This is a genomic window from Streptomyces sp. NBC_01497 (assembly GCF_036250695.1).
Taxonomy (GTDB): domain Bacteria; phylum Actinomycetota; class Actinomycetes; order Streptomycetales; family Streptomycetaceae; genus Streptomyces.
In genome coordinates this window covers 8,406,720-8,428,301 of sequence record NZ_CP109427.1, presented here as the reverse complement: position 1 = coordinate 8,428,301, position 21,582 = coordinate 8,406,720, and the positions used below count along the sequence as shown (strand labels likewise).

Here is a 21,582-nt window from a genome sequence, read left to right as displayed (position 1 = left end):
TGACTGCCCCTCAGCGCCGTCCCGGGCAGCTTGTCTTCTGCCACCCGGGGCAACCCAGAGACGAGCCGTTCGAGTTACGCCTCAGGCGGTCAGCCGGGTCGACCTGGCGGCCGGCGGGTCCACTTCCGTGGGCGCCGGGCCGCCCCCACACGGATGAACAGGCAGCCCGGTGCTGTGCCGGGCGGGTGCAGCAATGGGCCGCAGGCGCGTCGGGGTCCAGATCCATCAGGCCGCGCCGCACCGCCGTCGTTCGGTCGCGATCCGCTCTGCCTCAGTGGCCGGCGCCATCCTGCGAGGCCAGACCGATACCGCAGAGGGCTGCCCGTGCCGAAGGCCCGCTCAGGACCGTCAGGTGGTGCTACGTCAGCTACGACGCCTCGCGCGGCGGCGGGAGCTGTCGCAGCAGATCCCACGGCGGTGGGGAGCCGACCGCCCGCTCCCCCAGCGTGCGGCGGTCGACCAGGTGCAGGCGCTGGCTCTTGGCCAGGCGGCAGGCACCCCTTGGTGTAGCGGCCGTTCATGAGCAGGACGGCGATGCCGACGCCGTGCAACTGCCGGGCCGTGCCGTTGAGGACCTGTAGATCCGGTGTACCGACCGGCTTGCCCGACAGGCCCCCTTGGCGGTGCTTGCACTGGATGACCCAGCACCGGCCCAGCGGTTCCGTGGCGATGACGTCCGCTCCCCTATCGTTCACCCCACCGACTCGTGCCGCGTCCCGGCAGCCGTCACGCTCCAGCAGGTCCCGCACCGCGCACTCGAACTCGCGGTGATGCAGCGCCTCCGGCCGGGTCAGGGGTAGCGCAGCGCCTGCACCTGCGCCCGACGCCAGTTCTCGACGCCCACCTGCGATCGCGGTGTCGTCCGAGGTCGCGGCCTCCTCCTCGGCGACAGCGGTGCTGCGGCCGAACAATCGGCTGCTCGTAAACGGCGAACGCGCCCTCGATGTCGTCCGGGTGCGCGGCGAACGACTCACCGAGTTCGGATCCGTCGAGCATGGCCAGGTTGGCGCCCTCGCCGTTCGGCGGTATCACGAGACTACGAGCCCTGCGTGAACGCGGTGGCGTGGTCGGCCACCCACTGGCGATACGTTCGCGGCGCCGTCCCGAGGATGTCGGCCACGGCAGTGGTGACGTACGCGGGCTGTCCGACCGCCGCGCTCCACGCAGCGAGCAGCATGTCGACAACCGAGGGCGCCGTGCCCTGCGACAGGCTCCGGAACTCGTCCGGCGTCATGTCCTCGAATGCGATCCGGTGCCCCAGGACGTCACCGATGACGCCCACCTGCGTGGCCTGGGTCAGCGACTCGGGTCCCGTAAGGACGTAGTCGCCTCCGGCGTACGCGTCCTGACAGAGCGTCCGCGCCGCGACAGCCGCGACGTCGCGGTCGTCGACCGGTGCCGTCTCGACAGCCCCGTAAGGCCACCGGACAACCTCGCCGGACCGGATCGCGGACGCCCACCAGGCCAGCGAGTTCGACGCGAGCATTCCCGGCCGGATGATCGTCGACTCAAGTGCGGTGGATGCGATGAGCCGCTCGATGCCGGCGTGCAGCACCGCCATGGGATTGGGCTGCTGGAAGAAGGGGTGCGGCGTTTGGTGCGGGGAGGAGAGGAAGACGACCCGCCGCACGTGAGCTGCCAGCCGCTCGACGACCGCCGCGGCGGTCCGCGGCGGGACGGTCCAGACGAGGAAGACCGCCCCGGCGCCCTTCAAGGCCGGGTCGAGCGACTCGGGCACGGTGAGGTCGCCGGTGAAGAACTCAACCTGCGCCGGCAGCGTCGCCGCCACCTCGAAGCGACGAGAGAGGGCGCGGACCGGCACGTCCGCCTCAAGGAGTTGTTCGATGACCGCGCGGCCGACCCGGCCCGTCCCGCCGATGACGAGCACGGGGGGAGTGTCTGTCTGGTTCATGCCGCCATAAAAACGTTACTAGGTTAAAAATGCAACTCGGTCATGAATATTGCCGTGGTCAGAGCGAGCCCGATGGAACCGCGCGCACCTGACCACGCTGCTCGCACGGGCGGCGCCGCGGCCAGGCAGCTAACTCCCCATGCGCATCCAGCACCGGGCCGGCGCGAAGGCCAACGGCCGGTGGTTCGGACGGAGGCGCGCTCCAAGCCCTGCGCACCGCTCGACCGGCCCCAGCACCTGCCCCCAGCTCGCGCTCCCACCAGGGCTGGGCGATCAACGCCGACCTGCCCGGTCGGCTTGCCCTGACATCCGTTCAGAACACGGGTTCGCCACCTCCCGCCTCATGCCTGCCCGGCGCACGCGTACAGCGATTCGGCCACTTCGTCATGCCCACTCCGGACCCGGCCGACAGCGGCGCCATGTGCCCAGAACCCGGGTCCGGCGCTGGGCTTCCGCAGCGAGGCCGGGCGCAATGCCTTCCGGACGCTCCGACCCGTCCGGCCATGGCCGGGTCGCCTCCCCCCGTCGGGCCGCCCGGCATCGCCGCAGTCGGCACCGAGGCCTCTGACCACCTCTCCATCGGTCTCCCCGGATTGCGACTGGTCGGACCCGGGCGGCGGGACGCCCCGGTGGGTCCGGGCTACTGCGAACGTGTGCGCCGTCGGTAGGGGCAGCCGGACCGCGACGATCCCGGGACAGGCTGTGCCGCGACGGCCCGAGGCCGGCCGAGCCGCCCGGAGCCGCGCCGGGGCAGGGCGAGACGGCCCGACCCCACCGGCAGTCCCGCTCCACCTCACCCAACTCGTTGCCCTCGCCCGCCTCTCCAGCTAGCCTGTGCCCGCCGATTGAATCGTCTCAACCCACCGGATCGCACGAGCTGTGCGCATACCCCACGACGGCGGGACGCCTCCCACCGCTCACCACTCCCCCGCCTCCGAGAGCGAAGGCGCCGGGGTCGGATCGGTCTCACGGCGGGAGCACCCACGCCGATTCCCGCTGCCGTACCCGTGTCGAAGTGTGAGGTCATCGATGACCGGACCAGGCCAGTTCCCGACCAGGCGTGCCGTTCTCCAAGGCGGCGCCGCCGCTGCCGCCGCCGCCTTGGGCGGCGTCCTCAATGCCCCGCCCGCGTCCGCGGTTTCGCCGGCCGGCGGCGGGTCCACTGTCGCAGCGGACATCGCCGCCCTCCGCGGTCCGTTCACGGCACCGCCCAACGCGTGGGCACCGCGGGTCTGGTGGCACTGGATGTCACCCAACGACACCAGCGTGGGGATCGTCAAGGACCTGGACTGGTGGAAGCGGGTCGGGGTGGGCGGATTCGCGCAGTTCACCGGGAACGGTGGCGCCGGCTACGTGGACGAGCCGGTCGTCTACATGACTCCGGAGTTCACCTCGCTGTGGGCGGCGGCCATCCGGGGTGCGGCCGAGCGGGGCCTCGAAGCCACCCTCACCTCGTCGGCCGGCTGGTCGATCAGCGGAGCGCCGTTCGTCGCGGCCGAGGACGGCATGAAGAAGCACGTCTGGACCGAGACCTGGGTGGAGGGCGGCGGCCCGGTCACCGTACGACTGCCGCAACCGTTCACCAGCTCCGGGTCGTTCCTGGACAAGGTGGCGTACAACGGCGCGTTGACGCCCATGCCGACCCACTACAAGGACCAGCGGGTCTTCGCCTACAAGGTGGACGACTCCGCCGGGTCGCAGGCCGACCTGGCGCCGGACATCCATGTCAGCGCCTACAGCGAGACCGCAGACGGCCCGGTGCGGACGAACGGGACCTCGGGCGTGCTGCTTCCCGACGCGGACGCCGCCAAGCTCGGCAACGACTCCGTCACCGACCCGGTGTACCTGCGCAACGCCAACGCGTGGGTGGTGTTCGCGTACGACGCCCCGGTGTCCGTCGGCGGCGTGAGCATCGCGCTGAACGGCCAGGACTTCGGCGGCTGGGTCGACCTGATCGAGACCGGTGACCAGATCGAGGTCTACAGCAGTACGGACGGCGCCAGTTGGGGGCCGGCCCTGACAGTGAAGGACCGGACAGGCGGTAACCTCTACGCCGGCGCCCAGCGCACCATCGCGATCACTGCCACCACCGCCAGGTACTACAAGGTGGTGTTCGTCACCGGGTCCGACCTCCAGCTCACGAAACTGGTGCTGCGGACGGTCCCGACGGTGCACAAGTGGGAGCACAAGGCGGGCTTCGGGGCGGTCGGCAACTTTTATCTCGTCGACACCCCCGGCGGCGGCCTGCCCGCCGTGAAGAAGTCCTCGGTTCGCGACCTCACCGCGTCGATGACTGCCGACGGGACGCTGAAGTGGACTGCGCCCAAGGGACGTTGGGTTGTGGTGCGCCTCGGCTACAGCCTCACCGGTCACCAGAACAGCCCGACGACAGCCGCCGCCACCGGGCTCGAAGTCGACAAGATCGACGCGGACCGGGTGCGCGCGTACATGAACACGTACCTCGATCAGTTCCAGGACGCGGTCCCGGCCGACCTGTGGGGCAACGACGGTTTGAGCGGGCTGCTGTGCGACAGCATCGAGGCCGGCTTCCAGACCTGGACCGACACGATGGTCCACCAGTTCGAGGTCCGGCGCGGGTACGACCCGGGGCCGTGGCTGCCGGTGCTCGTCGGCACCGTGGTGAACAGCGCGGGCGAGAGCGACAGGTTCCTCTGGGACTGGCGCACGACCCTCTCCGACCTGCTGGTGGACTGCCACTACAAGACCATCCGCGAGGTGGTGCACCAACGAGGCCTGGAGCACTTCTACTCCCAGGCACAGGAGGACCGGCGCGGCTTCTTCGGCGACGACACCTCCATCCGCATCCAGGCCGACATACCCATGGGCGCGTCGCGGAGCGTGACCGCCAAGCTCGGCGGTGTGGTGGGCGAGCAGTTCCGCCTGGACATGAAGGGCGCCTCGTCGATCGCCCATGTGTACGGCCGCGAGTACGCCGCCTGTGAAACGTTCACCAGCACCTCGATCCAGTACATGCCGCGGGATCTGAAGCCGTTTGCCGACCAGATCCTGATCGCCGGGATCACCCGGTTCGTGGTCCACAGTTCGGACCAGCAGCCCCTGGACCTCGGGCCTGGCACCAGCCTCGGCACCGGCTACTACTTCACCCGCAACCAGACCTGGGCGGAGCTGGCCGGGCCGTTCGTCACCTGGATGGGCCGCACCTCGGGCCTGCTGAACCAGGGGACCAATGTCGCGGACGTCGCCTACTTCTACGGCCAGGAGGCGCCGCTCAGCGAGCAGTGGCTGCCCCGGCCCGCGGGCTTCGGCACCCAGCCCGACATCCCCGGCACCTGCCAGTACGACTTCGTGAACAACGAGATCATCCTGAACGAGCTCGTGATCCGCGGGGACCGGCTCGTCACCAGGTCCGGCCAGTCGTACGGACTGCTGTACCTCGGCGGCATGGCGGACCGCATGACCCTCGACGTACTCGACAAGCTGCGGCAGTTCGTGCTGGCAGGCGGCGCCGTCTGCGGCCCCAGGCCGACCGGATCGCCGAGCCTGGCGGACTCCGACAAGAAGTTCCAGGCGATCGCCCGGGAACTGTGGGGCAGCGGCGCCGAGACGTCCCGCAAGGTGGGACGGGGCCACGTGCTGACCGGGCTGCTGCCCGACGCGGCCCTGGCCCGGATCGGCGTCCCGCCCGACTGGACCTTCACCCCCGAGGCGACCCCCCTCACGCTGGTCCACCGGTGCACGGACGTCGCCGACATCTACTTCGTCGTCAACAACGACCACGCCAACGCTGTGAGCACCACCCTGAGCCTGCGAGCGGTCGGCAACAGCGTGGAACTGTGGGACGCGGTCTCCGGCCGGACATGGGCCACGGCCTTCGACTCCCGGTCCGGCCGCACCGTCCTGCCGCTCACGCTCGGCGCGGCGGACTCCGTCTTCGTCATCGTCGAGGGCAAGGGCCGGCGCGGATCCGCGGACATCCCGGCCATCACCTGGACCCCGGCGCCCAGTGGTACCGGCGCCTGGGACCTGACGTTCTCCCCGCCGCGCGGCACCCCGGAATCGCTGCGGCTGGCGGCGCTCACCGACCTGTCGACCAGCGGCGTCACCGACGTCAAGTACTACTCCGGCACCGTGAACTACACGACGACCTTCACCACCACGCTCGACCCCAGGACGGTCGCAGGGTCCCGCATCCTGCTCGACCTCGGGGAGGTCAACGAGATCGCCCGGGTCACGCTCAACGGAGCCGACCTGGGGATCGTCTGGCGCGCCCCCTACCGGGTCGACGCCACCGACGCCCTGCGCGAGGGCGACAACACCCTGGAGATCGCGGTCACCAACGGCTGGTACAACCGCGTCCTCGGCGACATGCAGCCGGGGGCCACCACCAAGTACGCCACCGGGTACAACGGGGACACCTTCGGAGTGAGCAGGTCCGGTGCGATCAACCCCGCCGGACTCGTCGGCCCGGTGACACTGGTCGTCGAACACGGACGCCGGGAGGCCTGAACGGCACCCCCGCCATGAGCCCTGGTCGGGCAAGCCCTCGCCCGACCAGGGTTCATGACTTCCAACTCCCCTCCGTGGGCGTGTCAGGCGGATCAGTCCGTTCGTGGCCGAGCTGCCCGGTCCGCCGGTGGACTACTCGGTCCGGTGGGAGCAGGGCCGGGCCGGCAACCTGTCGGCCCAGGCGGTCAGCGTGCCGGCCAGGACTCCGCACCTCGCCCCGCCCGAGCGCGACCACCTCTTCCGCTGTGCTCGCCTCGCCCCACCGCCGGCCGGACGCGTGTACGGCTGGCACCCCCGCCGGTACAGCGGCTGCTGACCAGTCGGGCCGAGGGGCGTCGCCCGCGCGACCAGGCGCAGGCACCCGGAGTGCCCAGGCCTCTTCACGTGCTGCGCGGTGGAGCCGGTGGAGAGGGTCTCCCTCGGGGCGGCAGGGCAGTGGAGGCGCACGCGGGTTCCCGACGGCCCTCGCGGCGGCCGACCACGCGGAAGGCTCGGCTCGGGAAACCCAGCCGAGCCTTCCGACGAACCGTTCCACGTGTGATCAAACCGGCCACGTGATGCGACTGATGCCCGTGCACATCGCCCTGGAAGCCGGCTCTTTGCCTGCGAACCGGTTTTTCATCCCCGTTCGGAGCAGGCGGAACGGTGGAGTGGGGCGGAAGGCGTCATTGCTGCGCGCATCCGTGTTCACGCCGGCACGACGTACGGGAACCGGTCGGTCCGCTGGTCCTTGGTGGTGGCGGGAGTGAGGCCGCTGGGCACAGGCATGTTGGTGACCAGGGACAGCATCGCCTCGGGTGCGTTGTCCGCGCGGGTGCGGCCGTTGCGGGCGGCGAAGCCGAACGAGGCGGGGGTGCCGATCACGTAGGGCAGCACGTCGGGGAGGAGCTGCCTGGCGACGGTCTGCCCGTAGCCCGTGGGATCGGCCGAGGTTCCGGTGGCCGCGATCATGGTGGCAATCTGGCGGGCCAGCGTCTGGCCGTCGGCGGTCATGTCCTCGGACGGGTGGCGGGTGTTGGCGGGATGTGAGAAGTCCGTGTCATTGGGCCAGAAGATCGGCCACATCATCGGGTTGCCGCCGCGGTTGATCTGCCGCCAGCCGCCGGCGTCGGTTGCCAGTTTGGTCGCGCACCACACGCCGGTACGGACCCCTGGGCGCAACTGGTCGTGGCTGTGGGGAACTTCGAGGACGATCGCCTCCACGGTGGTACCGGCGAAGGTGTTCTTCGCCTCCTGCGGGTTCCAGGAGGACAGGTCCACCGCGGTGCCCTTGCCCACCGCGCCGTTGACGAGGGAGAGCAGGGACAGGTCGACGTAGAAGGCTTCCTGGACACGTCCGGCCCAGACGCGGACGCCGGCCGCGGTCGCACTCTCGCCGGTGCGACCCTCCAGCACCAGTACGCCCTCGGCGGAGTCCCCACGCGCATCGGCACCGGTCAGAGTGTGCAGACGCAGGGGCTGTCGCCCGTTCGCGTCCGGCTCGCCGAAGGAGAACCGGTAGGTCAGGCTCTCGTCGCCCGCGTCGTCGAAGTGGACCTTGATCTCGTAGCGCGCTTCGTGGTGGAAGCCCGGCTCGGCGTAGACGCCGGTGATGTTGGAGTTGACGTCCATGACGAACACCGTGCTGTCCTCGCCGGGAAAGACATAGAGGTCGTCGATGAACAGCTGGCCGTTCTGCGCCGCCAGCGGGGTGTCGAGGTGATGGGACATGGGGGGTCCGTTCTCGTCGCGATCTCAGATGGTCGGGAGTTCGGCTGCGCCAGGTGGACGGCGAGGTGTTGTGACACGCTCGCCGGACCGAGCGGAGGCCTTCAGGAGCCGGTGACATCGTGGTCGGCCCGCAGCTCGGACCGGGCACCCGACGCGCAATCTTCGGCAGCGGCAAGCCGGATGGCGGTGCGGCCGGCTTCACCTTGCTCCGCAAACGGGCGGTCGGGTCACGGAGCCTCCGCCTTTCACCACATCAGCGGACTGCGGACCTTCATGCGCCACTCAAGTACGCCTTGTCGCCCAGGATTCGGTCCGGCTGATGCGGGCGTCCTTTGCCGGCGCGCGGGATACGGACCGCGTTCATCGCCGCTTCGAACACGGTGGAGTCGTTGATGTTGCCCGGCGTGGGGACCAGGGCGAGTGGGAGGCCACGGCCGTCCACAGCCAGGCGGACCTGGGCCGTCGGCCGTCCCCGGGACCGGCCGGGGGCCTGCCTCGTCCCGGGCGTTCCGAATCCGCCGGTTCGCTCCCGCCTGCCCCCCTTCTGCGGGCACCGGCGGCGTGCTGGTGGGCGCGGTTGATCGTGGAGCCCACCGACATGGACCATTCGGCCTCACCGATCGCGTCGTTGCGTACCTGGACGTGCTCCAGCAGTCCCGCCCATGCGCCGTCCGCCTCCCTGCGGGCGAACCGCTCGTAGACCGTCCGCCAGGGCCCCCACATTCGGGCACGTCCATCCACGGCGCCCCGTACGCAACCGTCACAGCACCCCGTTGACCACCTGCCGATGATCCCGCCAGGGCCGCCCACACCCATCAGCCCGAGGAAGCAGCCGTTCTGTCCGCTCCCACGCCCCTACCGTCACCACGACCCGTCACCAGACCGGTCATCAGACACGACCCAGACGCCGCGGTGGGCCGTCGAACGCTTCCAGCTGTCGCCCGGAGGTGTCGGATTCCGTCGCAGGTGTCAGCGGCAGCTGACCTTGATGCGGGACCAGGAGTTGTTGGCGTAGCCCTTGGGGTTCCACAGATGCGCCGGCGATTCGGGCTGGGCCGCTCCAGTGGAGTCCCAGGCCCTTGCGGTGATCTCGACATCGCCCGTGGGCAGGTCGAGGGTGGTGTACCAGTGCTGCCAGGTCCACGGTCCCTCGCCGGGGTCGACGTCGGCCTGGACCCAGGACCGGCCGCCGTTCAGGGACACGTCGACCCGCGCCACGCGGCGATCGTCGCCTGCCAGTGCGTAGCCGGTGATCCGGCCGGGTCCGCTGGGCAGAACGGCACCTTCGGCGGGGGCGAGAATCGCGCAGTTCAGGGCGAGAGAGCCCAGCGAGATGCCGTCCCCGGGCCCGGCTCTGACGGGGTCGGCCTCAGCGGGCAGGACCCGGTAGGCGGTGGCCTGGAAGTAGTTGTCGGAGGGCTGCTCCTGTGCGGTGATGCGGGTGAGCCATTTGACACTGCGGGCGCCGATCCAGCCCGGTACGACCACGCGCAGCGGACCGCCGTGCACCCGGGGCAGGTGCTGACCGTTCATGGACCAGGTCAGCAGTACCCCGGCCTCCATGGCCTTGTGGACCGGGATGGAACCGCCGTAGGGCTGGGAGGGGTCGGCGAGATCGGAGATGTCGGGAGCAGCGAAGGCGACATGACGTGCGGCGGCCTGCAGCCCGGCGCGGAGCAGGACGTCGGCCAGGCGTACTCCGCCCCACAGTGCGGTGGAGGTCGCCCCTGGCCCCCAGGGGTCCTCGCCGGGTATGTCGCGGACGGCGATCAGCCCTGCCCGGCGGTTTCCTGCGCACTGCAGTGTCGCGGTCACCTCCGCCTCCTCGAACTCCCCTCGCAACTGCGTGAGGGACAGCTCCAGCGGCCGGTCGACGAGACCGTCCACGCGCAAGCGCCACTGATCAGGGTCGAGGTCGGGGATCGGGCCGTGGTTGCGGCTGTAGAAGGACTCCAGCCCGGTCGTGGCACGGCCGGCCAGCGCTCCGGGAGGAGGCTCCGCGTTGAACGGCTCCTCCTCGTGCACCACCATGTCGTCCCGCTTTTCCCATACGCTCATGCCCAGGCGGGTACCCGCGAGGAGCATCGCAATCGCCGCAGCCGCCGTCGCATCTCCCGCTCGCCATCGGGATGTGACCGGCACGACGTGCAAACTGCGACCTGTCATGGACAAGCCAGGAGACGCCTCCACCCGCACCCGGTATCACCTGGCCACAAAACGCCTACCTGCCCCGCCTGGCTCCGCACGGCCACCAACGTGATGGTGCTGGGCCTGGCGGTGGCCACATTCAAGGAGGGCGGCAGTGCCCAGGCCCTGGCGGCCGACATCATCCTGGTCGCAGTCAGCATGGCGGGCGTGACCTGCTCGGGCCTGCGCTACCGCACCACGGCCTCCGCTATCGCCCAGCAACGTACCGTCATCGTTTCCGGGACCTCGCGTCCGATCAATGCCGGAGCTGTGCCCATCGGGGCAGTGGCAGCAGCACCGATCTGCGGGCCCGGTGACCAGACAGACGTGCTGCGGGTGCTTGCCGGGCCGTCCAGTCCCCGCGGCCACAGACAGCCAGCGGCCGACACGGCGTCACAGCCCGAGGGCGAGCAACGAGCAGCTACCCGAACCGGTTCTCGTGAACACAGCCACTTTCCAGCGGCTCCGGTTCCGCACGCCGGCGGCCTCGCGTCCCGCGTGGCGTCCCGTCGCGCGTGCCTTGCAGACAGCATGGCGTTCAGCGGCGCTCCGGGGGCCGGCACACCGGAGGCCGCCGGAGTTCCGCCGTCTCCCGAAGTGCCGTCAAGCCGATAGAGGAAGCGGTCAGCAGGCGCCTCAGCGTGGGAGCGAAGTCCGTCTGCGCCGTGTTCGCGATCTCCGGCTCCGTCGCGTAGGCGGCGGCCAGGGGCGCGGGCGGGTGGGCCACCTGCCAGAGCGTTGCCGCCAGGGCGTTGGCCGATCGCACGAGGTCCAGCGCTCCTTCGGAGCCCAGCGACGGCAGCGCGGTGCGCGTGGCCTCTACGAGCTCTTTCACCGCGGCATGGCTGACGTGCTTGAACTCGCGGACGTGCGCGATGTCGACGTCGTGTTCGAGGTGCAGCGGAACGTTCGCGAGCAGGTCGCAGAAGAGCGGATCTGCGTCCAGCCCGTCGACGAGTACCTCCGCGACCTGGGCCGCAGTCAGCGTTCCGCGCGTGCGCAGTTCGTCGCACGTACGGTCCGCCCAGCGTACCCAGCCCTCTCCGGCCAGGCGCAGAAGGACCTCCTTGTGCGAGCTGAAGTAGCGCCGCATGGCGGAGTGGTGGACACCCGCGCGCCGCGCGACGGCCGTGAGGGTCACGGACGAGACGCCCGATTCGAGGGCGAGTGAACGTGCCGCCTCGACGAGCGCTTCGGCCCGTCGGCGCTTGTCCTCGGCTGAGCGTGCGCGCTGGAAGTCCGTCGTCACACTCCGAGGATAACGCACAAGGTGTGCATTGCGCTGGATGCCGGTGTGGTCGTAGGCTTATTACGCACAGCTTGTGCGCAATCTCGATCCGGGTAGCCGGCTGAAGGAGTGATCGACCCATGGCGTCCAAGACCTGGCTCATCACCGGAACCTCCACGGGCTTCGGCCGGGCACTGACGGAGGAGCTCCTCGCCCGTGGTGACCGTGTCGCCGCCACGTTGCGCCGCCCCGGGGCGCTGGCCGAACCGGCGCACCGGTACGGCGGCCAGCTCTGGCAGGCGATACTGGACGTCAGCCGGCCCGCCGAGGTGCGACGCGTCGTCGACGACGCGTTCGCCGCCTTCGGCACCATTGATGTCGTCGTCTCCAATGCCGGATACTCGCTGGTGGGCGCGGCCGAGGAACCGAGTGACGAGCAGGTGCGACGCCAGCTGGACACGAACGTACTCGGCTCGATGACCCTGGCGCGGGCAGCGCTGCCGTACCTGCGCGGCCAGGGCCGCGGCCACCTGATCCAGTTCTCCAGCGTCGGCGGACAGTCCGCCTTTCCGTTCGTGGGGATCTACAACGCCACGAAGTGGGCCATGGAGGGCTTCTACGAGGCACTGGCCCGGGAGGTCGAGGAGTTCGGCATCACCACCACTCTGGTGGAGCCCGGCGGGTTCCGCACCGACGCGAACACGCGCAGCGCCGAGCAGGCACCCGTTCTGCCCGCCTACAAGAAACTGCGCGAACAGGTGATGAAGGACTTCTTCCCGCCCCAGGGCGATCCGGCCGCTCTCGCCCGGGCCGTCATCGCCACCGCCGACAGCCCGCGGCCGCCCCGCCGGCTACTCCTCGGCACCGACGCCTACACAGCCATTCACGCGTCCCTGTCCGCACGGCTCTTGGAGGTCGAGGCGCAGCGCGAGAGCGCGGCGGCGACAGGTTCCGCCTGAACGCGCCCGTGGTTCACCTGCCTCGTCGGTCTGAACACGCCGGTAGCACCTGTTCTTTGACGCGTGTGGCCGACAGGATCTGGACGAGAGGGCCTATAGCTTGTTTTACTGCTTCGCCAGGGCTGGTATCGATCTTGTGGTGGACGGGCCTCTGGTACGCACGGGCCGGCGGTGACGAACGCCGATGTCATGCCGCGTGGCGGGGCGGCGGTTCTCTGAGCCGGGTGGGCGGCCGGGCCGGTGGATTTCGGTACACCATCCGGCGAACCGGTTCTCGTGCGGAGATTCCAGAACCCTCACCGGACGCGGGGCGCGGTGAGCTTGTGCGGCGGGTCGGGCTCCTCCCAGGGCCGCCGCAGGTCGGCTTCCAGCGGACAGGAGAGGCGGAGCCGTCTGTGGACGGCGACACGATCCGGGGCCAGCGGTCAACGTGGCGGGCGCTCGCACGCCACCACGGCCGCCGCCGTGAACACATGAGCGGCATCTCCCAAGCCGTTGCCGGACACCTCTCCCACCAACAGACTCCACCCTCACAAGTAATCGGCAGATGCGAACCCCGGCGGCGAATCCACGGGCCTCGACCCGCCAACGCCAACCATGCACGAGCCCGTTAGGCTGACGCGGTGAGCGCGGAGCAGGAGCGGGTGCAGCCGTCGGGGGTGTGGGCCACGGCGGTGGGGGTGGCCAGAGTGCGGGCGCTGGAGACCGAGCGGGAGAACGCGCTGTTCCGCGACCCACTGGCACAGGCCTTCGCCACCGCCGGCGGCCTGTGGCCCTCCTCGCCGCCGCCCGATGACGAGGCCGCGCGACGGCGTCGGCTGGCCGTGTCGTTCTCCATCGTCATCAGGACGAAGTTCCTCGACGACCTGTTGCAGCAGGCCTCCGCGTCCGGGGTCCGGCAGGTCGTACTGCTCGGCGCCGGCATGGACAGCCGGGCCTTCCGGATGGACTGGCCCGAGGGCACCCGGCTGTTCGAGGTCGACACTGCCGCGCCACTGGACTTCAAGGCGGCGGTGCTGCACAAGGAACGGGCCGTCGCGCGCTGCGAGCGGAGCACCGTCGCAGTGGATCTGCGTGCGGACTGGCCAGGCGCGCTGGCTGCCGCAGGCCACGACCCGGCCGCGCCGACCGCGTGGATCGCCGAAGGGCTACTGATCTATCTGCCCGAGGATGCGGTGGAACTACTGCTGGCCCGGATCACCGCGCAGTCGGCGGCAGGCAGTCGGATGGGGCTGACGTTGGGCTCGCGCGGCGTGATCGAGCGCTTCGGCGCGGACGCCGTGCCAGGATCGGCGGCTTCCATGTGGGTCTCGGAGATGCCCGACGACCCGGTGGGCTGGCTGGCCGGGCACGGCTGGGAGGCCGACAGTCACACCCTGCGCGAGCGCGCCGCCGCCTATGGCCGCCCGATCAGCACCCCCGCGCAGCGCGAGGAGCGGCCCGGCGGACTGATCTCGGCGGTCCGCCGGTAGCGCACCTCCCGGCTTCCTGGATGATGCGCGGCGCAGTGTCGGCGTAGCCGACGGCGTCGAGCGCGGTAGTTCCGGCGGCCCCGGCCGCCGCTCCGTCAAGAAGTGGGCGGGCCACCTGGTTCATGGGCTTCCCTCCAGCTCAGGGGACGATCGACTGACGCGGCGCCTGCCCGGGCGACTTTGAGCATCCGAGGTGTGAACCATCGCTGCTCCGGCGAGCAGCCTGCCGAGGCGAACGCCGTGTCCGGTGCAAGGTCTCCGTCCCGGCCGGCGAAGACACGCGAGATCAGGTCCAGGCTCGTCGCGTCGTGGTCGTGCATGGATGCCGAGGCCCACGGGCGAGTCCGTCAGGCCCTTGAGGCTCTGCGGCCGGGTTGTCATCTCTACTCGCGCACGGCCTGCGGGGTCTGGGTGATCGGGCCGGCGATGAGGTAGGCCGGATCGCGCCACTCCCGATTCAAGCGAGCCTGGACGTGGCGGGTGAGGGTGGCGAGGGTCTGCTGTTCCAGGTCCCCTGCGTCTGCAGCTCGTCCCGCATGGCCAAGATGTCCTCGAAGAGGCGCCGCACGACGTCCTCGGCGGTGCGGCGGCCACCGTGGTGGATCTCGGCGAACGCGTGGAAGAACCCCTGTTGCCCCAGGTAGAAGGCTTCGAGGTTCAGCGGCAGGTGCCGGAGCTCGCCGACCGAGGACAGAGCGCATCCGTACCGTGCCCCGACGCCGGATCACACGCGGTGTGACGCCCGGAGCGGCGTGCGGGGACCGGGGGGACACAGGAGGTCGGGGACACTGGTTCGGGCCGCCGGTGCCGATCTGGACGCGTGCCCGGAAGGGCATCCTCGGCGCCCCCGCTGCCCGCTGCTCGCTGCTCGCTCCGAAGAACAGCAGGCCCATGGATGTGGCATCCACCAGACCGAGTTGGCGTCTACCGAACCGGTGGCCGTCTCTGCTGCCACGGACGGGCCGATTCCATCTGTGCGGCAAGGGCCAGGAGCAGGGCGTCTTCACCCCGATGGGCCGCCAGCATGATTCCGATCGGCAGACCGTCCTGTGTCCAGTGAAGTGGAAGGCTGACCGCCGGCTGGCCAGTCACGTTGTAGAGGCACGTGAACGGAGAGTGGGCCACCATGGCTGCGGACTCCTCCGCCGGGTTGGCGTCGTTCCTCAGGTCTCCTACCGGCAGGGGTGGTGCCGCGAGCGTCGGTGTCAGGACGATGTCGAATGTCCTGAAGTGCGCGGCCGTGCGCGCGGTGATGGCCCGGAACTCCTGCAGGGCATGGACGAAATCCGCGCCGCTGTGCGCGGATCCCTGGGTGCGCAGGTGCCGGGTCAGAGGGAGGAGCCCTTCTTCCTGTTCCCGGGGCACCGGACGGCTGGCCGCGAGCACGGACCACGCGACAGGGAAGGCACGGCCCAGCGCCCCGTCGGTAATGAGCTGGGCGGGTACGACGACGTGGCCGAGGCCGTCCAGCAGGTCTGCCGCTGACGCGAGCGCCGCCCGGCAGTCGGGGGCGATGGCGACTCCGGGCACTGCGGGTGTGTCGATGAGGGCCACCCGCAGGGAGTGCGGCGTCTCTCTGCTGCGCGCGTACAGGCTCCACTTTTGTGGATCCTGCCCTGCGAAACCCGGTTCACGGGTGCGCGGCGCGGCAAGCACGTCGATCAGCGCCGCGGCGTCTTCGACGGTCCGGGCCAGTGCTCCGCTGGTGGTGAGTCCAGTGACGTCGTGTGCCGTGGGACCGGCGGCGATCAGACCGCGGCTGGGTTTGAAACCCACCACGCCGCAGGCCGAGGCGGGGCCGCGGATCGATCCTGCCGAGTCGCTGCCGTGACTGTTGGAAGACGTCGACCGCGTCTTCCACGGGCAGCAGGGTGGTGTTCATGGTGTCCTTCCGAGTGGGTTGTGAGTGGCCGCGGCCGGGAGGCCGCGGCCGGCGGTCCCGAAGCGGCGTCAGGCCGTCTGCTGGAACGCCCACGCATCGATCTCGACACGCAGTGTCGGGGCGGCCAGGGCGCTGACGTAGAGGAGTGTGGTCGTGGGCAGGTGGTCGCCGAAGAATTTGGCGACGGTGGCGCGTCGTGCCGCCGGGTCCATGTCGCCGACCAGGTAGAAGGTCACCTTCACCAGGTCACTCACCACCATGCCGGCGGCGTCGAGGTTGCTCCGGAGGTTCTCCAGGGCTACGTCGATCTGTTCGATGGGATCCGGTGACACACTGCTGTCCTGCCGCATGCCGATCTGTCCCGAGAGCACGAGCCAGCGGCCGGGTGCGCTCACTTCGATCTGATGGGTGTACTCCGCCACCGGAGCGTGCACGTCCTGGGGGTCGCGGCTGATCATTCGGTCTCCTTCTTCGCCATGTCGTCGAGCACCACGCGGTATCGCTCGGCCAGTTGGATGAGATCATCCTCGCCGATCCGACGTCCGTCGGCGTTGAGGGTAACGACGATGCGTTCCTGGTGGATGTCGTGCCCGACGTTGGCCAGCACCGTGAACTGGGTGTGTTCGAACCACTGCACGTCGCGCAACGCACCGTGCCGGGCGACTTCCGCGTACGAGTGGAACTGCGTGTAGTTGAAGGCCGTTGGAGCTATGCGGCTCATGCCAAGATCATGTTCGATGTCGAGCAGAGGGTAGCGCCGGTGGGGCAGGGCACGGCGCTCGTGGGTGAATGCCTCGGCGGCGACGGCCGGCCACGACAGGCCAGTGGTGTCGAGCCGCACCAGGGTGAAGTTCAGGAACAGGCCCAGCGTCTCGTCACCGCCCTCGTCGTCAAGCCTGCCGCCGGTGAACACATGGGTGGTGACCGTATTCTGACCGTGCAGGTCGCTCAGAACCCTCAAGTGGGCCGCGAGTAGCACGTGCTTCAGGGGGAAGCCTGCCCTCCCGCCGCGCCAGCTTCCGCAGCGCCTTGTGCGTGGCGGGCGCGACGGTCACTTTCGTCTCGCTCCACCGCGCCGGCTGTCCGGCTCTTTCGGCGGTGCGATGGGCAGCGGCTCGTATGTCACACCGTCCAGGTATTCGGACCAGAAGTGCCGGGCTGCGGCCGAGGCACGGTCCGCGCGCTCCTGAGCTGGTCGGTCGCGGTCGACTCCACACTCGTGCCCGCTCACCAGCATGCCGCCGGGGCCGCGAATAGGGGCGCCGGCCGGCGAATCGACAGACCACACCATCCGCCGCTCCCCGCGACGGACCGACCACCAAGATTCACTTCCGGGCCGATGCCCGCTATCGGCCTCTGGCGTTCGTCCTCGCCGCCGGACAGACCGGTGAAACGCCCGCCTTCCCCGATGTCACGGCCCGTCTGCGTCTGCGCGGCGCGTCCCCCGACGCCGTGGACGACCCCGCACGAGAGCGGACATGGTCCTGGCGGACAACGCATATTCCTCCCGCGCCAACCGCGATCACCTGCGCGAGGGCGGCAAGCGCGCAGTGATCCCCATCCTGGCGGACCAATGTGACCACCGACTGCGGGGGGCGGGCAGGGGCGGCAGGCCGCCGGCCTTCGACCGCGAGGCCAACAAAACAAGCAGCACAACACAGTCGAGCGATGCATCCACCACCCCAAGCAGTGGAGCGCCATCGCGAACCGCTACGAGAGACCGCGACCATCTACCTGGCCGGACTGCACATCGCCGGCACCTTCCTCTGGTCCACACGATGAGCCATGCGAAAACGGCCCATAGGCTCAACGACACTCAGCGACAGGTTCTTCGCGAGGGCTCGGGTTCCCAGCCGGGGAGCTGGATTCGTCGAGGAACATGGTCGCCTGCGCGCGCGCCGGGTACGGTGATTCCGCATGATCGAATCCGAGATTGAGATCAGCGAGGATCTGGTCCGCGACCTGCTGCGGGACCAGCATCCGGACTTGGCCGCGCTGCCCATCCGCGAGGTGGCGGGCGGCTGGGGCAACCAGATGTGGCGCCTCGGGGACGAGTTGGCGGTCCGGATGCAGCGCATGGACACCAGCCCGGATCTGCAGCTCAAAGAGCGCCGGTGGCTGCCGACGCTGGCCCCGCGTCTGCCGCTGCCGATCCCGGTCCCCGTGCGGGACGGTGCGCCGTCCGAGCGCTTCCCCAAGATCTGGACCGTCATGACATGGGTCGAGGGCACGCCGATGGACCACGAATCGGTCACCCGCAGCGAGCATGCGGCCGACATCCTGGCGTCCTTCCTCAGGGCCCTTCATGTGGAGGCGCCCGCCGAGGCGCCGGACGCCTCGGACCTCGGCGCTCACCCCAGGGAGTGCACGGAGGGCTTCGAGAACTTCCTTCGCGCCGTGGACCTCGGCCGCTTCGCCGAGGACGACATCCGGGCCGTGTGGGACGACGCGGCCGCTGCTCCCGGGTGGGACGGTCCGCGGGTGTGGGTGCACGGCGACCTGCATCCCGCGAACGTCGTCACAGCGGGCGGGACGTTGGCGGGCGTCATCGACTTCGGCGCGGTCTTCGCCGGCGACCCGGCCTGTGACCTTGCGGCCGCCTGGCTGCTGCTCCCCGCGGGCGGCGCCTCACGGTTCTTCGACAGCTATGCGCAGGCGGACCAGGCGGCGGTCCGACGGGCACGTGGGCTGGCCGCAATGAAGAGCCTGTTCCTGATGCTGATGGGCCAGAACGGGGACCGCGGCCTGCCCGGCGGCAAGCCGAACTGGGGACCCGCAGGCCGGTCGGCGCTTGATCGCGTCCTGAAGGGCCTTTGACACCCGCGTCGATCGATTGCCCAGGTGCGGGTAGACCGCCGACCCGTGGCGGTGAAGCGGATACGGCCGAACAGGCATCCATCGGTACGCTCCTCGGTTCCCTCAGTGGGAAGCGTTCATCAGGTGATCTCCTTGGCAACGCCGGAAACCTGAGCCCACCGATCCGACAGTCCCTGCTCACTCCGATCCGACAGCCCCTGCTCACCACAGCAGTCAGCAACTGGGCGTGATCGCCGCCGCCCGCGTCGGGGAGCAGGCGCGCCCCGGGCGGGCCGCGGCCACTGGCGCATGCTGAGATCGGTGCTGAGATTCCCGGAAGGAAACGTCTGCTCCCGGGCGCTCGCAGAAGGCCTGGCCGACGCCGGGGAACCGAAAAGGTTGGTGGGCGGGGCCGACGGAACCGGGTAACGTATTTGTCATGTTCTTCCAGACGCCGATTTACGAGTGAGAGCGTGATGGGCCCCTGCTGACGTCGTTCGACGTCGCCGCCCGTACTCCACCGACGCATCCGTAAGTCACTTCACATCATTACCGGGAGAACCCGTGACCGTGAGCAAGAACATCAACAACCCCGTGGGCATGGGCGGCGGCCAGCGCAAGAAGCTGTCCCGCACCGAACGGCAGAACAACGGTCCGCACCGCAACCTCGACCGCCAGGGCGCGGCCGACCAGAAGGCGGAGCTGGTGCGCAAGATGCGCGAGAAGGCGGGCTCAGTTGAGGACGCCGGGCAGGCGGGCGACGACACCGCACAGAGCTGAGGCACCGCCGCCGCAGGGCGGCACCGCACGGGGAGGGCCCGGACCGCGACGCGCGGTCCGGGCCCTGCGGCCGTGGTGGGCACGGCCGGTCCCACTCGGCTCTGGGCCGACCACTCGCGGCTCAGCCCACCGCCCCGGGCAGCCGCAGATTCAGCAGCCCCGCGGGATCACAAGAGCGGTGTTCGCGGCGCCGGGTCCGGGTCGTCGACGTCTCGTACCAGGGCTCGCCACGCTGGAGCCGAGGCGGGGTGTGCAGCACACTACGACGGTGGTGCCTTCACTCGGAGGTGAGTGCCCTGCGGCGGTTGCCGCGGAGGTGTTTCCCCCTTGCCCGCCAGGACGGCGTGCAGCCAGGAGACGATCTTGAGGCGGTGCAGCGGTGACGCTGCCTGGACGGGGACGTCCCGCCGATCGTGCCGCGGGCGACTCCCCGGACGCGCGCCCGGCGGACCGCTCGTAGTCCCGGGCCTCCGGCCGCGCTCTCCGGAGCGAAATCGCCCGCCGAGCCCAATGGCCGACCGCTTTTCCTCGCCCCTTCCCCCAGGACGGCGACGGTGCGGACAGTACTGCTGACCGGCAGACGTTCTTCCGGATGTCCGGACGCGGCGCTGTTACCACTCAGCACCGTGGCCCGACCTGCCCGCTGTGCCAGGCGATCACCCGCCGCCTCGGCCTGCGGCCACGGTGGGCGTGTGATGGGTGTTCGCACCGCTGCCGGACGACGGGTCGCGTAGCGCGTGTGCTTCACGGGCCGGGTCGCGCGCGGGCGGCGCCGGTGCTCGGGCTCAGGGCTTGGGGACCTCTTGGTGTTCCTGTGCCGGTGTGCTGTGGGTGCGGTTTCCGAGGGCCGCAGGCGCCGGCTCCTGCTCGGGCGGCGCCGGTTCGGCGGCCGCGCCGTGCTGTGCCGCACGGTGGAGCGGGACGAGAACGGCGATCCCGCCGACGATGACAACGGCGAAGAAAACACTGAACGCCGTGGCTCCCGTCAGCAGGCCGGACATCAGCCCGTGGGCCGTGACGACGGCGCCGAGGGCGGGCGCCCCGACGCCTTGGGCGAGGTAACCGACGAGGTAGCCGCCTGAGACCATGCTCGCGTGGTGCTGCGGTGCGGAGTAGCGGTTGAACACGGTCAGTCCGCCGGCGAAGTTCAAGGCGTAGGCCGCACCGGCGACGGCTGAGGCGAGGAAGAACAGCGCGAGCGAGTGCACAGCCCCGGTGAGTACGAACAGCCAGACCGCGACGATCGCCCCGGCCGCTCCGACGACCACCACCAGCCAGACGTCCATGCGCCGGGCGGCCAGGGCGAAGAATGTGATGCACACGGCGAAGACGGACAGCAGAGCGCCGGTCACGAGCGCGTTGGTCGAGCCGGCCAGCTGGTTGGCGATCTTGGCACCGAGCGGCAGGACAATCGCGCCGAGCAGAAACGAAGAGGCGAAAGCGATCGAACCCGCGACGAAGACGTGCATGCTGTGGCGCGGTATGTGGAGGGGACGCATCCGCCACTTCCCCGTCATCGCCCCCCGGGTGTGGTGCGGCATCCTGGCGACGAAGAAGGCGACTGCAGCTATCACCGCGGCCAGGACCAGGAAGTTCAGGCGTAGCGGGAAGGGCGCGTACTGCGTGAGCGCGCCCCCCACGGTCATGGCGAGCGCTATGCCCAGCGCCGAGATCGCGGTGCTCACCGCACCCGCTCGCTTCGCCCGGCCCGGCTTGCTGAACTCGACCATCGCGACGCTCGCGGATCCGATGGACAGGCCGACGCCGAGGCCCATGAAGGCCCGCCCGGCCAACAGCATCGGGACGCCGTCGGCGGCTGCGAAGAGCAGAACGCCGACGAGTTCGCCCGCCAGTCCGAGCAGCATCGAGGCCCGTCGCCCGATGTGGTCCGAGAGATTGCCGAAGATGACGAGCACGGGGATGAGCGCGATGGGATAGGCCGCGAAGATCCAGGTGATCGTCGTGGTCGAGACGTGCCAGTCGCCTTGGTAGAGCGGGTACGTCATGGTGGGGCACGCGCTGGTCCACAGGGCGATGGCGACGACGGCGCCTGCCGTCCAGTAGCCGGCGCGTGTTCCTGAGTACGGCAAGGGGGCTCCAATGCGCGAGGGAGGGCAACCCGGCTCCAGGCTGGGTTTCGCAGAGCAAGCTAGCATCCCTGAGAATTT

General features: G+C 70.0%; 14 protein-coding genes and 2 pseudogenes. 6 read left to right on the top strand and 10 right to left on the bottom strand.

The window, feature by feature from the left end; translation table 11 throughout:
- Positions 1-89: 89 nt before the first annotated feature.
- The gene (locus OG310_RS35525; protein ID WP_329459962.1) at positions 90-749 is read right to left on the bottom strand and encodes a restriction endonuclease; all 660 of its coding nucleotides are present in this window, start codon (positions 747-749) and stop codon (positions 90-92) included.
- A 287-nt stretch (positions 750-1,036) separates the two neighbouring features.
- Complete coding sequence (locus OG310_RS35515; protein ID WP_329459961.1) at positions 1,037-1,912, bottom strand: NAD(P)H-binding protein; 876 nt, start codon at positions 1,910-1,912, stop codon at positions 1,037-1,039.
- Positions 1,913-2,941: 1,029 nt separating this feature from the next.
- Here OG310_RS35515 and OG310_RS35510 point away from each other — a divergent pair.
- Both OG310_RS35510 and OG310_RS35505 read left to right on the top strand, forming a co-directional pair.
- Positions 2,942-6,400 carry a glycosyl hydrolase gene (locus OG310_RS35510; protein ID WP_329459960.1) on the top strand — a complete coding sequence of 1,153 codons (3,459 nt, stop codon included), beginning with the start codon at positions 2,942-2,944 and terminating at the stop codon, positions 6,398-6,400.
- Between the two features lie 103 nt (positions 6,401-6,503).
- Positions 6,504-6,716, top strand: a complete 213-nt coding sequence (locus OG310_RS35505; RefSeq protein ID WP_329459959.1) for a hypothetical protein — start codon at positions 6,504-6,506, stop codon at positions 6,714-6,716.
- A 371-nt stretch (positions 6,717-7,087) separates the two neighbouring features.
- Here OG310_RS35505 and OG310_RS35500 read toward each other — a convergent pair whose 3' ends face one another.
- The 4 genes and pseudogenes from OG310_RS35500 to OG310_RS35485 form a co-directional block, all read right to left on the bottom strand.
- Positions 7,088-8,110 (bottom strand): DUF4331 family protein, encoded by a 1,023-nt coding sequence (locus OG310_RS35500; protein ID WP_329459958.1) that lies wholly within the window; start codon positions 8,108-8,110, stop codon positions 7,088-7,090.
- A gap of 274 nt (positions 8,111-8,384) precedes the next feature.
- Positions 8,385-8,978: pseudogene (locus OG310_RS35495) on the bottom strand (IS5 family transposase); the annotation flags it as partial.
- A 101-nt stretch (positions 8,979-9,079) separates the two neighbouring features.
- Positions 9,080-10,168, bottom strand: a complete 1,089-nt coding sequence (locus OG310_RS35490; protein ID WP_329459957.1) for a sulfite oxidase — start codon at positions 10,166-10,168, stop codon at positions 9,080-9,082.
- A 667-nt stretch (positions 10,169-10,835) separates the two neighbouring features.
- A complete protein-coding gene (locus tag OG310_RS35485; protein ID WP_329459956.1) occupies positions 10,836-11,546 on the bottom strand; it encodes a TetR family transcriptional regulator in 711 nt (236 codons plus the stop codon).
- A 119-nt stretch (positions 11,547-11,665) separates the two neighbouring features.
- Between OG310_RS35485 and OG310_RS35480 the strand changes: the two genes are divergently transcribed.
- On the top strand, positions 11,666-12,484 hold the full coding sequence (locus OG310_RS35480) for an SDR family oxidoreductase (RefSeq protein ID WP_329459955.1): 819 nt from the start codon (positions 11,666-11,668) through the stop codon (positions 12,482-12,484).
- A gap of 659 nt (positions 12,485-13,143) precedes the next feature.
- Positions 13,144-13,956 carry a class I SAM-dependent methyltransferase gene (locus tag OG310_RS35475; protein ID WP_329460527.1) on the top strand — a complete coding sequence of 271 codons (813 nt, stop codon included), beginning with the start codon at positions 13,144-13,146 and terminating at the stop codon, positions 13,954-13,956.
- Between the two features lie 924 nt (positions 13,957-14,880).
- On the opposite strand, the pseudogene OG310_RS35470 reads toward OG310_RS35475, so the two are convergent.
- From OG310_RS35470 to OG310_RS35460, 3 genes and pseudogenes are all read right to left on the bottom strand, one after another.
- Positions 14,881-15,780 (bottom strand): annotated as a pseudogene (locus tag OG310_RS35470) (amidase); the annotation flags it as partial.
- 126 nt (positions 15,781-15,906) lie between these two features.
- Positions 15,907-16,296: a RidA family protein gene (locus OG310_RS35465; protein ID WP_329459954.1), complete on the bottom strand. Its 390-nt coding sequence runs from the start codon at positions 16,294-16,296 to the stop codon at positions 15,907-15,909.
- Entirely contained in the window at positions 16,293-16,817 is a 525-nt protein-coding gene (locus tag OG310_RS35460; RefSeq protein WP_329459953.1) for a hypothetical protein, read from the bottom strand. The genes OG310_RS35465 and OG310_RS35460 overlap by 4 nt, the downstream gene beginning before the upstream one ends.
- A gap of 938 nt (positions 16,818-17,755) precedes the next feature.
- On the opposite strand from OG310_RS35460, the gene OG310_RS35455 reads away from it, so the two are divergent.
- Both OG310_RS35455 and OG310_RS35450 read left to right on the top strand, forming a co-directional pair.
- Entirely contained in the window at positions 17,756-18,655 is a 900-nt protein-coding gene (locus OG310_RS35455) for an aminoglycoside phosphotransferase family protein (RefSeq protein WP_329459952.1), read from the top strand.
- Between the two features lie 543 nt (positions 18,656-19,198).
- The gene (locus OG310_RS35450; RefSeq protein ID WP_329459951.1) at positions 19,199-19,414 is read left to right on the top strand and encodes a DUF6243 family protein; all 216 of its coding nucleotides are present in this window, start codon (positions 19,199-19,201) and stop codon (positions 19,412-19,414) included.
- 785 nt (positions 19,415-20,199) lie between these two features.
- On the opposite strand, the gene OG310_RS35445 is transcribed toward OG310_RS35450, so the two are convergent.
- Positions 20,200-21,504 carry an MFS transporter gene (locus OG310_RS35445; RefSeq protein WP_329459950.1) on the bottom strand — a complete coding sequence of 435 codons (1,305 nt, stop codon included), beginning with the start codon at positions 21,502-21,504 and terminating at the stop codon, positions 20,200-20,202.
- Between the last annotated feature and the right edge of the window lie 78 nt (positions 21,505-21,582).